Below are 14,074 nucleotides of genomic sequence, written 5' to 3' on the forward strand. Positions count from 1 at the left end.
CATCCAAAAAGTTCTGCTTTACTTCACCACCCCAACACCTTCTTCCTAACCTTATACCCCAGGGTCTGCGGAGCATACCAAACCCCACTTATAATCTTTTTCCTCAAGCTACCCACTTTATTGCTTTTGATCACCTTATTTACCCTAAACTTATCCTCGCCCGAAACCAGCAGACAATCCGGCCTAAAAGAATGCCACTTCACAATTGGATAAGAAACATCTTTCAGCGCCTTTACTTCCTGATCCGGACGGCAGTATTGAAGCAATAGCGCATAACGATCCTTATCAGTAGAATTTTTAGTACCATGCCAGGCCTTGCCTTCAAAAATGAAAAACTCCCCGTCGTGAATATCCAAATCAATCAATTCAGATTCCGGAGATAATTTCCTGGCAGCTTCTAACACACTTTGTGAATCAGTTTGATCTAGTCCCTCACATTTTAGTTCCGCTGGATGAACATTAAACCGATGGCTTCCTGAAATAACGCTGATTGATTCTTCAGGCTGCACATTTTCTAAGGCAACCCAAACTGACACACCCTCCCAAACGGTGTGTTCAAAATCAATATGCCAGTTATGTTTTTTTCCCGGTTTTTGTTTGATGATCTGGCTGCCCCACAGCAGAATATCGTTTCCCATGATCTGTTGCAATTTTGATATAATGGCCGGATGCTTGGCAATATCCGCGACAAACTGGTCGACAGAGTGCCTGCCTTTAATCCAAGGGAAAAAACGTTCAGGGAACCTAGAGGCAAGGTTTAAGATGTTTTTTGCTTGAGCAGAGGCAAATAGGGGATAGGGGCCGGAATAACCGTCCTTATCAAATAGAGATGGGGAGAGGTCCATTGAAGATAAAGGGTTTAAGTGCCTCTAAATTAATGTTTTTAAATGAACCTGGGTGTTAATTGTTTGCTAAATCTGTAAATTGTAAACTTGTGTGTAAGATTTTAAAGAAATATGCGTCCTGATGGCTGATGTAGTTGGTAAATTCTATATCTCTTCTCTTCCTATCTTATACAAAACGAAGACGGACTTAAAAGACTTTCGTGTTTATTTTGGAAAAACAGCTATTCACAACGGCAAATTGCTCGGCTACTTTGGCGGCTGGTTCAAACAGGGCATTTAACGACCGGATCCATAGGTTAAACTTAAGTTTGATGGATATTATAGCCAATTTTACCCAATTTAAATATTATCTTAGTGCAATGGAAAGCGAAACTGGACGTTAGCATGAGGTTTAGAAATATTGATTTGTTAAAAGGTCTGCTAATTATTTTAGTGATCGTTGGACACGTTTTGCAGGGAAAATTAAGTGAATCTATTTGGCGATACTTTATTTACGCATTTCATATGCCCCTTTTTATCAGTATTGGGGGCTTTCTTCTAAACTTTCAAAAACTGAAGGAACTTTCACTCTCGAACTTGTTGTGGAAATATGTTGAGAGGATTATAATACCGTAGGTTATCGCTGTATTAGTTTATTGGGTTTTTGCAATTCACCGGATGGTGTCAATCCCAGATTTATATATATTGTTCGAAAATTTTTTACGGCCCTTTTATCATTTGTGGTTTATACCGGCCTTTATAAGTTGGGTGTTTCTAACTTGGCTTGGAGTCAAGTTGAGTGGTAACAGGGCGATTCTAATGGTTGCAGGTGCCCTTATTTCATTTGTGTTCTATATCCTGTCCGTGAAGCCAGACTTATATATAAGGTTACCATATATAAATGGAATAATTAATACCGTCGTTCATACTTTTCGTCCCCAATTTTATGTGTTTTTCCTATTGGGTAATTTTATAAGAGAGAATGCTCGTCAAATGAATAGTCCGATGGAGTACGTAGTGCTGTTTTTATTAGGCGCGTTGAAACTTTATTTGTTTATCCATCCTAATCAGCTACTCTCAGGTCTAGCATTTTTTTTATTCAACTTCTTTTTGATCCGTGTAATCTTAAAGGCAGCTTCAGGAAATTATATTCCTAATTCTTCATCGTTAGAGTGGTTAGGGAGGAATTCGCTGGGCATTTATTTATGGCACGTTCTTCCAATTATAATATGTAAGATGACTATCACAACCGAAAATTTGTTCTTATTTTATTTAGCCTCCTTCACCTTTGAATTGTTATTCATTGCTGCATATGCCCTTATAGCAAAGCACCAATTTATCAAACGGTTTGTTTTTGGCATGAGTTAAGTTCTTAACAAATCCGGAAGCAGACGGTTTAAAGCTTTACCAGGGAGTGCAAAAGTGTAAGGCAAACAAACATTTAGAAATAGATTTCCGGGGATGTTGATTGAAGATACAGAGTTTAGGTGCCTTCAAAATTGGTACTCTCAACGGTTGTGAGTGACGCTTGGTTTAAGCTTGTGGAAAATGTGTTTCAGAGTGCGAAGTTCTGGGAAATATCTTCACGTCTTCCCCGAGCGATGGCTTTGATTGTCGATAGTGGTCGCCTAATTTGTTACACTGAGGTGCTGAAGCAAAAAGACAGTTCTGGAACCGGTCAAATAGAGAAAGCAACGAATTAAGTAGGTGTATCATAAAAGTATGTAGCCCTCGTCCATTAATTTTCTTTTTTAGTTTTCATCGACAATGCATGATTTTTGTACAACGTAGAACTTCTTGATTGTTACTGCTGTATGCCTGACGCTACGAGTAATAAATTTACGAATACGTATGAAATGTTTAGATTTAGAGATTCATGCTTGAAAAAGTGAGAATTAACACTGAAGGCGTTACTAAAAAAATTTTTGGAATACAGTATTTAAGGGGAATAGCTGCAATATTAGTAGTTATGTCACATGTGAATGGAATGTCAAGTTTTCCCAAATACTTCAGTGTTCCAATTTTTAAAGGACGGTTAAGTTCTGCCTCTAATCACGTTGATCTCGGGATAGAAGGAGTGTACTTGTTTTTTGTTATTAGTGGTTTTATAATGACTTATACATCACTGGCTCCTTCAACACTTTTGCCGAGAATCGCTACATTTCCTTTTTTGAGGAAGCGTGTTGTACGGATTCTGCCTTTTATGTGGTTTGCAATTCTGCTTTTCGCGGTAGTTAGATTTCTCACACTGAAAATTTTCCCCATTGAAAATTACCTGAGGGCTCTTTTTTTGTTTCCTATTGGGGCACTTGAACCTAAGCAGATATGGACTTTACGGCATGAGTTTCTCTTTTACAGCATCTTTTGCTTGACCCTAATCTCTTTTAAAAAGCTTAAGCCACTTCTATATTTGTGGTTTTTATCACCCATCTTTATTACGGCCATTGAGCTAAAGCTAACTTCTAATAGTTTAGGTAGCTTTTTATTTAGCAAGTATAATATTCTTTTTGGCTTGGGGTACATCGCGGGAGTTATACACTTGAAGGGTTATTGGCCAAGACAATGGAAGACAAATTTATTATTTTCCATTTGCATAATCTTGATATTGTTTGAGTTGGTATGCATCCATTTTTTAAAGCAGACCGCGGAGAGTGATGGATTACTTCATTTATTTACAAGCGGTGCCATTTGTGCAATTGTTTTACTTACTACTAATGCATTAACAATAGAAAAAGACTCAAGTCTACATAAAATAGCTTTACTAATCGGTGATGCCTCATATTCTATTTACCTAACACACGGAATATTTATTGCAGGAGTCTTAAAGATTTGGTCCTCGATCCAACCGCAGCCTCATCCTTTATTGATTTTAGTCGTCGTATCTTTGATATGCATAATTGCAGGCATTATCTTTCACATATTTGTTGAGAAGCCGTTAACTCAAAACATAAGTTTAAGGTTGCGCAAAGAAAAGAATAGCCGATAGGGAGTGAAGGTAAAGTGAATTGTAGATCTTTAGGCATATTTAACGTTCATAGATTTGTTTTGAGCAAAGTATTTGATTTCCTAGACTGTATACTCAAATATCAAGTTCAACTTGATTAGAGGCCATTAAAGTTGAGCATCTTTAAACTCCATTTCGCTTTTGCCAATGCAGATCCGATAACCTGGTGCATATCATAATACCGGTATTCTGCTAAACGACCACCAAATATCACATTGGTTTCTGTTTTCGCCAGATCCTGATATTTTTTTATGATGGCTGTATTTTTTTCATCGTTAATTGGATAATAAGGCTCCACTCCTTTCGATGCCTGTAAAGAGTACTCCTTGGTGATCACAGTCTTAGGCTGTGTGCCGAACTCGAAGTGCTTGTGCTCAATGATCCTGGTATAAGGTGTTTCCGGATCAGTATAATTGATAACGGCATTTCCCTGGTAATTCTCCTCCTCAAGTGTTTCGACTTCAAACTTTAAGCTGCGGTATTCCAGCTCGCCAAACTGATAATTGTAGTACTCATCAATTTTTCCAGTGAAGACGATTTTGTCAGCCAGCAGGCTAAGTTCCTCGCGGTTAGCAAAGAAATCAGTATCCAGGCGTATTTCAATACCTTCCAGTAAACCTTCAATTATTTTATTGTAGCCGCCCACAGGTATACCCTGATATTTGTCGTTGAAATAGTTGTTGTCGTAAGTGAATCGTACGGGAAGCCTTTTAATAATAAAGGCGGGCAATTCAGTTGCTTTCCGGCCCCACTGCTTTTCAGTGTAGTATTTTATAAGTTTCTCGTAAATGTCGGTCCCAACAAGCTTCAATGCTTGCTCTTCCAAGTTTTTCGGCTCTGTAATATGTAGGTCTACTATTTGTTCGGCTATCTTCTGCTTCGCCTCAGCAGGTGTTTTAGTTCCCCAAAGCTTGTAAAAAGTATTCATGTTAAATGGCAGGTTGTATAGCTCGCCATTATAGTTTGCCACGGGAGAATTGGTATACCTGTTAAAGTCAGCGAACTGGTTTACATAGTCCCAGATCTCTTTATCGTTAGTATGGAAGATATGTGCACCGTACCAATGTACATTAATGCCTTCCATTTCTTTGCAGTAAACGTTTCCGCCCGCATGTTTCCTTTTATCTATTACCAGGCATTTCTTACCGGCCTTGGTAGCCTCATGCGCAAAAACAGCTCCGAATAATCCAGAGCCGACAATAAGATAGTCGTAGTTAAAACTAGTCATGAAAGAGATTACCTAAAAAATAGTTGATAATCTTACCGATGCGGTTCGATCTTTAATTACAGGCGCTCTGAGTTTTTAAATTCATATACTTTTGCATCTACTAAAAAACGATACCAAAAGCCTTGCAAGAAATGAAATATCAAGCCAGGTAATCCGTCAAAAAAACCGAGCAAGATTATGTAACGATATAGGTAATAAAAGAGTGGTCTGACGAATAAAGGGATATAGAAATAGACATTTTCTTTAAACCATCTTTTTCGGGTTATTTGATTCTTTGTCAGCTTGCCGTCAATGTTTTTTTCGGATATTGTTCCATTCGCGATATTTAAAATATCCTTCATTTCTCCAATTGCATAATTGTTGTGCTTTTGGATCCACCAGCTTAGATTGTTTAGGTTATGATCCACCAGATCATTTCTCAAAGTGATGGTTTTTCCATGTTCTAAAACTACATGTTCATCCATCCATCTATTCTCAATATAAGCGGTTCCTGTTCTCCATATTCTCAATAAATATGTCGGGTAGTATCCGCCATGCTTAATCCACCTGTCCATAAACATCACTCTTCGCTTCATAATGAAACCTCCTGTTTCGATTGAAGCGGCAGGTAATTTTTGATGTAGCTCAGCGATCAGCTCGTCAGAAAGATATTCATCACAGTCAATACGCATTGTCCAATCAGTGACGATGTTACAATTTTGAAGCGCCCAGTTGAATTGCGTCGAATGGTTCGTCCAGGAATTTTGATATACGGTAGCTCCAAGCATATGCGCGAGCTCAATTGTTTTATCTGTCGAAAAGCTATCTATGACTAAAATTTTCGCTGCAATTCTCTTAAGATTTAAAATACACCGCTCAATATGTTTCTCTTCATTGAAAGTGAGGATGATTGCTGTTAAAGATTGCATTTATTTAACCGATATAACGTATACGATATAAAGGTTAAAGTTAATTAATTTAAACGTAATTGAAATAAAATGAAACATTTTTCTTTCAATTATGTTTAAGCGTCCCTCATCAAAGTTGTATTTTGTCGCTTGTTGCCTTGACTCCTTTCTATTTTTTTTAACTCATAAATTTTAGCGTCAATTAGAAAACGGAACCAAAAGGCTTGAAGAAAGTGAAAAATAAGTCCTTTTGTTCCATCCATAATGCCTAGCCGAAAAATAAAACTATGGATAAAGAAAAGGAACGGCCTAATAAAGTAAGGTAGAGTTCCATAAATTTTATTATTGAAGCCAGCGCCCAGATTACTTCTGGATTGGTGATGGTACATTAACAGATCAGAATAAATGTTATGTTTGGCCGTAAAGGAGGTTAGCGTCTCAGAATATCGTTGTACCAATTTTGCCTTCAAGTAACCGTGCTTTCCTTCAACTAAAACACTCCATGCGAAAGGGTTTAAGTTTAAATGTGCACTACCTTTTCTAAACGGCCCATAATATAGAGAAGAGTATGATGCTCCAAACCTCATTTTCTTTCCCATAAAAATAATACTTCTGAATAGCTGAAATGCTACGATATCATGAGGAACTTTTGTTGAGAATATATTCCGCAATTCCTCTGCAAGTTCTTCTGTCACCAAATGATCTGAAGAAAATAGCATATTCCATTCATTTCGAATCGGAAGTGCAGATAATTGTCCTTCATTCACAAACGATGTGAAAGAAATTTCAAAAAGAATAACGCCATGGTATTTTTTGACAATTAGAGGCGTATTATCTGAGGAAAAAAAATCAATTACAATGATCTGGTCCATTAGGCCATGAAGACTATCAAGGCATTGTTTTATATTCTTTTCGTCGTTATAACTAAAAACAACAGTACTTACCGGTATTCTCATTTTAAATGGGATGGAATCAGAATGTCAAATCTGATGAAGCTGGAGTTTGGAAAGCTGTATTAGTTGCTTACGTCTAAATTTTGAAATGATTGTTTCTTTTGAATTCTTTTATTTTCACGTCAACAATCAGTCTAAACCAGAATCCCTGCAAAAAATGAAATAGGATACCTGTTTTTCCGTCTAATATTCCTAGTTGGAAGATCATGCGATAGAAAAAATATAGAAAAGGGCGCAAGCCTAAGGGTAATTTCCACCAGAAACTTTTCATAAAAGCAACCCTCTGATCCGGATTACCTAAGATGGCAGGACGGATAGTTTGGATACGGAGATGATGTCTTCTTTCAATTTCTTCCTGCGCTACTAAGTCGCTATAATGGTTGTGCTTTGCTATCCAAAAACTAATTTCATTTTCTTTTAAATTTTCTTCAAGAATATGTCCGTTTCTCCAAATAGTAGTGTTTCCAGGTACCACGAACCTATGGTCCATATTTTCGTTTAAATCAGAATATCCAACCCCTGTTCGGAACATCTTTAATAGATATTTGGGGTAATATCCGCCATGTTTGAGCCATTTGCCTCTGAAAAAGTTCTTACGGTTAAAATAAATTCCATTAAAGTTTGTATAGTCGGCATCCTTAAACTTTTTTAATAAGCTCTGCAATTCCTCGGTGACAATCTGATCACTGTCTAGTCCAATAACCCATGGTGTGGTGACAGGGAAGGATGAAAGAGCAGAGTGCCATTGCTTGGGATGGTTTTCAAATTTGTTAAAGGCAACAATAACTCCGTATTCCTCACATATTTGCAACGTTCTGTCGGTACTACCAGAATCTAAGACAAATATATCAGCTCCCAACGGTTTTATAGAAGCAAGCAATCTGGGTAGATGCAGTTCTTCGTTGTATGATAGTATAATAAATGAAAAATCAGGCATAAGACCGTTTTATTTATAGGACTTCGTTCTTAAGTATTGTGTTATACATCTTGATATATCTATCGGTTAATTTCTTTTCATCGAAGTCTTTTCGAATTAATGTTGGCGCATGCCGTCGGATACTAGCTAACTCAACCGCAGCATTTGCTACTTCAACCAGCATTTTTTCTAAAGATTTTAAATCCCTTTCAAAAACCCATCCTAAATTATTTTCCTTGATATAGGCAGACAGCCCAACATTTTCAGTAACTAGGACAGCTGTACCAACACTCAAGCTTTCTATAACCACGTTCGCAAAATTCTCATCGTAAGACGGTAGTACCATAACATGATGTCTTTGCATGAGATCAAATTTAAGATCGTTCCCAATATGGCCAAGCCAAAAAATTCGATCAGTCAGTCCAAGAGTAGCCGCCACTTTCTTGAGTTTTAAGAGATAATCCTCACTGCCTGTTCCTGCAATACTAAGCTCCCATTCAAACGGTACATTTTTTAAGGCATCAAATAGTAATTCTAAGCCTTTTTTTTCTTCTACTCGAGATATAAAGAGCAAACGTAAAGGTTTTTCATTTAGGTACGATTCTTGAGCCGTTTTGTATTCTTCCGGAACCTTTACAAAGTTGGGTATTACACTAATACTCTTAGGTCTTACTAATCCTAAGATATCATCTTTTTCTTTTTCACTTGTTACATGAAAGTGACAATATTGAAGAAGTACTTTTCCTAAAAAACGATGTATATAATCTTTAATGCCGCTATTTCGGTTACCAAAAGAATAATTACTTAAAGTTCCTCTTGGAGATAAAACTACAGGTATTTTTTTTCTTTTAGCAATTAAACAACTGAAAATAGAAACGAGGTTCCACCACGCTTGAATATGCACAATGGGCATTGAGGTCGGGGTTTCTTTTGATAATTTATTCAGTTTGCCCAACAGATATTTAAATAGAAATGGACTAAAATGCGTATGATCTTTAGTTAATCTACGAAAGTATGTAACTTGAACTCCGTCGACATTGACCTGTTTTCCAGGTTGAACGGGAAGCTCTGATAAACCATTTGCCGTAGTAGTGATTACCTCTAAATCAATCGATGCCTTACTCAGAGCTTCACTAAGTTTGGAAACGGACATAGTAGGCCCTCCGTAGACGTATGCCGGTTTGTAAGATGCAGTAAGTTGAAGAATTTTCACGAGCAATAAAATTACATAATTTGTTGATTCGATAAATGATCTCCGTCTTTGATAGGAATGAGAATCTTATACAATTTTAGCAATTGAAAGATCAGAAGCATAAGAATGAAACTCCAGAATACAGAGTTTGCAATAAACTCGAAGTTGTTGCCTCGCCATGCTGGTTGAAAACAACCATTATACAAAATAATTCCGCCTAATTGATATCCTCCATATAAAGATTCAGCTTTGTTACACAGAGCTTGGCAGATAAATCCGTATAAAAACATTGATATTAAAACGCCTACCGTTCCTCCACTGAGATAGGCATCCACAATTGGTCTTGTTTTTGCAGAAACTTTCGAAAGCCTGCTCACTACGCCGGCATTATAAACTCTCTCCATCGCCATCGTTTCAGTAATCGGTTTACCTGGCCATAAGAATCTTGGCACTAGAGAAATTAATGTTTGTTCAGCAATCTCAAAACCATAATAGTCAATATCCTTTGGGGTCGTCTCCACAAATTTGGCGAACATTTCAATCTCACTTAGCCTTCTTGTTAGAAAGGCCCAGTTCGTTTCATCAAGATCTACCTCACCGTTATCTTCGTTAAATAATGTTTCCAGTGCTTGACCTCGTGCTTCTTCGGCTGATGCCTGACCGTTCCAAGATTGCGAACGTATGATATTAGCATATGTTGGAAGAATATAAAAAAGAAAATAAATCAACGGTAGCCCGATAAAAATAGTCGCTTTCTTATAATAAGGGTAAATAAGGCATCCAACAATCAAGAAGTTGACAATAATAGGTTCTTTATATCCTGTAAGACTTGCAGAGATCATGTTCACCACAAATAGTGATCCGCCAATAAGCAATAAGTCTGTTTTTTTTTGTACAATTCCCTTCACCATAATCAAGGCTCCGCAAATTACCCCGGTGTTTACTAATCCTATAGAAAATTGATATAACCCTGGAAGGTATCTTACTAAAAAACCTAAAATATAGGCCGAAAAGCTAAGGCCTACCAAGAAATGATCTTGTTTAAGATTATTATTCAGACGATACTTTTTTAAAGGTGTAACTCTTTCAATCAAAGTAATCATTCCTGTGGCTAATGCGGCGTGCCCTAGAACGCTCATTCGCTGGCACTTTGCGATTACGGAAGTCTCCTCAGTAGCAATAAATGGTTGAGGATAAGTTTTTTCTAAATAAATGTAGCCCATGTGGTCCAAAAAGAAAAATACAGAAGTACAACACATAAAGCCGGCAAAAATTATCTGCGTAAGAAAAAGAGGACGCATTATTTGCTGGTGAATAGGCAAGTCATTACTAATAAATCTTGATGGAAAAATTAAGGTCCAAAAAAAAATAAAAAATGATCCAGACCAAGCTATCCAATAGGATACCACAGGGTCTAGTTGGGTGAGTGTTGCGAGCAACCATGGAATGAAAAGAGGAACAATTGCACCCGCTTTTGAATCGTTAACTCTTACCATAACAATCCATTTGCAAAAGTCTTTTTAGTATAAAATTGTACTTCAAAGCTACATTTCTTTTAAATCTGTTCGAGTAATGGAAGAATAAGGATAATATTGAAGATCAAATGCCGTTTAGTTCTGTTAATATAGCTTTTGCCTGCACATGAAAACTCCAATCTTGAATGATTGTGAGAGATTTTTTTCCCATGTAGTCTAGACGCGCACGGTCGGTACATAATTCTTTTAAATTTCTTTTTAAGGAATGTTTATCGCCGCTCTCAAAAATAAATCCATTTTCGCCATTTTTTACCAAATCAGTTGCACAACCAACCATTGTCGAAACTATTACGGCCTTTCCAGCAGCCATTGCTTCGTTTACTGCAAGACCCCATGTTTCACCAGGACCTTGTGAAGGCAGACAATATAAGTTGCAGGATTGATAAATTACTGGCATCTGCAGTTGATTCTGAAAAGGCAAAAAATGAATCTGTTGTAGATTTAAAGCTGATACTTTTGTTTTTAAACACTTTTCCAAAATTCCATTTCCAACAAACAACAAATGTACGTTATCCATGTTTAATTCTGCGAAAGCATTCAACAAAACTTCCGGATCTTTCTTGGGTTCAAATTTACCACAGAAAAGAACCAAGATATTTTCCTGCGTTATTCCTAACTTCTGTCTCAACTGAAAAGCCTCTGCAGTCCTGTCCATGGAAAATCTATCATTGTCAATGGAATGAGGAGCAAAGACGAGCTGGTTTTCTTTTAAGCCATATTTTTGAAAATATTTCTTATTAGCTTTCCCCACATAGAATGCCTTATCCACTTTACTATAAACCCATTTTAAAAAGAAGTTTCGGGCTATCTCTTTCCAACCCTTCCTTTGATCTATAAGATTGGAGTCGCCGCGAAACCAAATTGGAACTTTTCCCTCAAAGTGTCGAATAATGTTTAAATGGCTATGATTTGCCCATCCATAAACCAAGATGGCGTCTGGTTCAAATTTTTCGATCCGTTTAGCAGCATCAGGAGTTATAATCCCTTTAAAATGGCTTGAGCCGGGTTTCGTAGAGGTATTTATAAGAAACTCATACTGATAACCCTCGAGTAAAGGGAGATCCCACTCAATTACCTTTCCAAATCCAGGGTCAAATTTTTCTTTTACACTATCTTCCCCCCAGGTATAAAAAACCTTCACATTTACCTTATCCCGGCAATCTGATAAAATTTTAAAAACAGGGGCATAGTACTGAATTGGATGAGTGGTAACTATTACTAAGTTTTTTTTCATTTCAAAACTATTCTAAAAAGGCGTCTGCGGTTTAGTTCTATGTCTTAGTTGGAGACAAAAACTGTTCTAACACATCGTTAAATAAGTCGCATTGCCTTTTCGTCATCTCCCTTGCGGTATAAGGTTCAAATGCCTTCCAGTCAGTATCTGGTCTTATGTCTCTTACTACACTTTGCAGGAAGAGCTTAACTTTTGAATAGACAAGTTCCTCACTCGTATCAAGAGTTATCATTTCTCCAGCATTACATTCTTTCATAATTTTCACAGCACTACTCTCTTTATGAAAAAGGCCCAATAAGGGTTTGTTTGCCGTTATGTAAGGGTAGAGCTTTGATGCGGTATATGCTGGATCATCAGAGCCAGGAACAACCAGCCCCCGTGCGTGTTCAAGACTTGCAAGTCCCTGATAAAAAGGGATTCGGTCAGTCTGTTCAACAACAAAAGTTTCCAGGCCATAATGTGCGGCAAGAGGGGCGATGCTTTTTTTTCCCTGGCCTTTTGGTGCATAACTAGTCCCAATAAAGAAAAATTTGAATCTTTTAAAAAGATCTGGATCCTCTGACAACCCTCTTTTAAAAGCGGAAAATAGTAGATTTAACGCTTGATGCATGTCCTTGCCCCCCCGTCCGATGTAAACGAGCGGAAGTTCATTATTTTCTGACTTAAAAGCTGGTTTCAAGTCGGTTAGGTGGTTTTTTACGATTTCTGAGTCGCTAGGAAAAGCGCCAAATGTTATAGTACTTGTTGGTATATATCGTAATTCATTATATCGCTGTCTTAAGGTGTTAATGTATGCATCAGAGACGGAAATTAGCCCGCCCACCTTTTTCATAGCGATCGGCTCGAGAATTTTGTTTAAACGGTAAGAAAACCAATATTTGGGCGGTCTCTCATGCTTAGGCTTATTTAAATAATAATTAGAATGCCAAGGATCCTGCATATCGATTACATATGGAATCCGAAATTTCTCTTTCCAGACTGCGCCCAAAATACACACAGGAAATTGCGTTGTGGAAAAATAGATAAGATCAAACTTTTTTGTTTGCAAGAGATTGTTTACAGTTCGATAATAAAAGAGAAGCGACCTTATAGCGATGCTTCCCAGTCCTATCTTCGAAGTCCATGTTTTAGATAGCGCGTTGACTGGATGTTTAACAATAGTATCAGGAAAACTTAGAGAAAGTAAAGGATCTTTATTTATGTCTGAGTGTTTTTGTGCAACATGGACCACTTCCGGCTCCCAACCAAACTCTTGAAAATAGCTTAAGCTCATCCGTACCCGTTGCATATCAGCTGCATTTGATGGTGGAAAATATGGACTAATAATAAGAACCTTTTTCAATTTTCTTCGCTTTGTTTAATCAGCTTATTTTAATTCCTTTAAAAGTAATCTTGTCCCAATGAATATTTTGTCTTTCATATTTAGAGTTTCCTCTTGGTGCGCCCTTATTACCGTTTCATCTGGTTGAAAGTTTGAACGGAGTAAAAGGTCGTAACTCTCTGAGAACCATTTTTTCCCTAATCCCGCGAAGTGAATAATTGTGCTTCCTTCCACAAAAGGTTTAAATTCTTCAAATTTCTCCAATACCCCTCTTTTACCAAAATAATTATATTTATTCAACAGTACTTCTTCGACGCTCCTTTTTTTAAAGCCCGAAAGTACTCTTACCTGATTTCCATCGAACAATAACCGATTTCTCATTCTTCCAGCCAAACATGCCCATGCTGATTGCTCACTCCACCAATAATCTTTACATTGAAGGAAATATTTTCCAGTTAGATATTCAAGGTAGGAGAAGTCAATAGAATCTGGATCGAATATCACAGCGCCGGCATTAAAAGCGGGCACCATTTGCTGCTCCCAGACTATCTTCCAATGAGCTCTGTATGCCGGGATATCTTCCCGCATGTAGCAGATATCGAAATCTCCTTCGGGTAATTTGCAATTATGAGCAACAAGTACATCCGTATCGATCAGTACTACCTTACCTATTCCTTTGAGCAGAATTGAGGTGTCCAAAAGCTTTCTCCATGTCAAATCTTTTTCTCTTATCTTTTCCAAAGCTGGATATTTTTTCAGGAAGGTCGAAATTTGTCCTTTGCTTTCATCTGAGTTATAAACCTTAAAGCCTAAACTGCTGAATTCTCGTTCATCTTCTATGCTGAGTCTGTTGTCTGCTACCAGATGCCATTTCTTATGATCTACATTACTTATCTTTTTCCAGCTTTCGATACACGGGCGAACCCAATGCTTGGTGAAATTATAAGAGCCGCAGAGGGTTATTAAAGGATATGTCATAT

Annotated in this window: 12 protein-coding genes and 1 pseudogene; 3 read left to right on the plus strand and 10 right to left on the minus strand. The window is 37.4% G+C overall.

Translation table 11 applies throughout. The annotated features are described in order from the left end of the window. Positions 1 to 23: 23 nt before the first annotated feature. Positions 24 to 845: a phytanoyl-CoA dioxygenase family protein gene (locus J3P37_RS03200; RefSeq protein WP_256009554.1), complete on the minus strand. Its 822-nt coding sequence runs from the start codon at positions 843 to 845 to the stop codon at positions 24 to 26. A gap of 384 nt (positions 846 to 1,229) precedes the next feature. Between J3P37_RS03200 and J3P37_RS23025 the strand changes: the two genes are divergently transcribed. Together J3P37_RS23025 and J3P37_RS03205 are read left to right on the plus strand one after the other, a co-directional pair. Beyond that, positions 1,230 to 1,460, plus strand: a complete 231-nt coding sequence (locus J3P37_RS23025; protein WP_369414051.1) for an acyltransferase family protein — start codon at positions 1,230 to 1,232, stop codon at positions 1,458 to 1,460. Positions 1,461 to 2,700: 1,240 nt separating this feature from the next. Beyond that, positions 2,701 to 3,810, plus strand: a complete 1,110-nt coding sequence (locus J3P37_RS03205; RefSeq protein ID WP_256009555.1) for an acyltransferase family protein — start codon at positions 2,701 to 2,703, stop codon at positions 3,808 to 3,810. A gap of 115 nt (positions 3,811 to 3,925) precedes the next feature. Here J3P37_RS03205 and glf read toward each other — a convergent pair whose 3' ends face one another. The 3 genes from glf to J3P37_RS03220 form a co-directional block, all read right to left on the minus strand. Then, positions 3,926 to 5,056 carry a UDP-galactopyranose mutase gene (glf, locus tag J3P37_RS03210; protein ID WP_256009556.1) on the minus strand — a complete coding sequence of 377 codons (1,131 nt, stop codon included), beginning with the start codon at positions 5,054 to 5,056 and terminating at the stop codon, positions 3,926 to 3,928. A 56-nt stretch (positions 5,057 to 5,112) separates the two neighbouring features. Further along, positions 5,113 to 5,964, minus strand: a complete 852-nt coding sequence (locus J3P37_RS03215; protein WP_256009557.1) for a glycosyltransferase family 2 protein — start codon at positions 5,962 to 5,964, stop codon at positions 5,113 to 5,115. Positions 5,965 to 6,059: 95 nt separating this feature from the next. Beyond that, positions 6,060 to 6,848: a glycosyltransferase family protein gene (locus tag J3P37_RS03220; protein ID WP_369414052.1), complete on the minus strand. Its 789-nt coding sequence runs from the start codon at positions 6,846 to 6,848 to the stop codon at positions 6,060 to 6,062. Here J3P37_RS03220 and J3P37_RS03225 point away from each other — a divergent pair. Continuing rightward, the gene (locus tag J3P37_RS03225; RefSeq protein WP_256009559.1) at positions 6,822 to 6,962 is read left to right on the plus strand and encodes a hypothetical protein; all 141 of its coding nucleotides are present in this window, start codon (positions 6,822 to 6,824) and stop codon (positions 6,960 to 6,962) included. The genes J3P37_RS03220 and J3P37_RS03225 overlap by 27 nt on opposite strands. A gap of 40 nt (positions 6,963 to 7,002) precedes the next feature. Here J3P37_RS03225 and J3P37_RS03230 read toward each other — a convergent pair. From J3P37_RS03230 to J3P37_RS03255, 6 genes and pseudogenes are all read right to left on the minus strand, one after another. After that, a pseudogene (locus tag J3P37_RS03230) lies at positions 7,003 to 7,833 on the minus strand (glycosyltransferase family 2 protein); the annotation flags it as partial. Positions 7,834 to 7,846: 13 nt separating this feature from the next. Beyond that, positions 7,847 to 9,025 (minus strand): XrtY-associated glycosyltransferase XYAG1, encoded by a 1,179-nt coding sequence (locus tag J3P37_RS03235; protein WP_256009561.1) that lies wholly within the window; start codon positions 9,023 to 9,025, stop codon positions 7,847 to 7,849. Between the two features lie 11 nt (positions 9,026 to 9,036). Next, positions 9,037 to 10,500, minus strand: coding sequence for an exosortase Y-associated Wzy-like protein (locus J3P37_RS03240; RefSeq protein ID WP_256009562.1), 1,464 nt, complete (start codon positions 10,498 to 10,500; stop codon positions 9,037 to 9,039). A gap of 103 nt (positions 10,501 to 10,603) precedes the next feature. Beyond that, positions 10,604 to 11,773 (minus strand): glycosyltransferase family 4 protein, encoded by a 1,170-nt coding sequence (locus J3P37_RS03245; RefSeq protein ID WP_256009563.1) that lies wholly within the window; start codon positions 11,771 to 11,773, stop codon positions 10,604 to 10,606. Between the two features lie 37 nt (positions 11,774 to 11,810). Beyond that, positions 11,811 to 13,115, minus strand: coding sequence for a glycosyltransferase family protein (locus tag J3P37_RS03250; protein ID WP_256009564.1), 1,305 nt, complete (start codon positions 13,113 to 13,115; stop codon positions 11,811 to 11,813). A gap of 24 nt (positions 13,116 to 13,139) precedes the next feature. After that, the gene (locus J3P37_RS03255; protein ID WP_256009565.1) at positions 13,140 to 14,072 is read right to left on the minus strand and encodes a hypothetical protein; all 933 of its coding nucleotides are present in this window, start codon (positions 14,070 to 14,072) and stop codon (positions 13,140 to 13,142) included. Positions 14,073 to 14,074: the final 2 nt, after the last annotated feature.

Source organism: Desertivirga xinjiangensis, assembly GCF_024436435.1.
Lineage (GTDB): Bacteria > Bacteroidota > Bacteroidia > Sphingobacteriales > Sphingobacteriaceae > Desertivirga > Desertivirga xinjiangensis.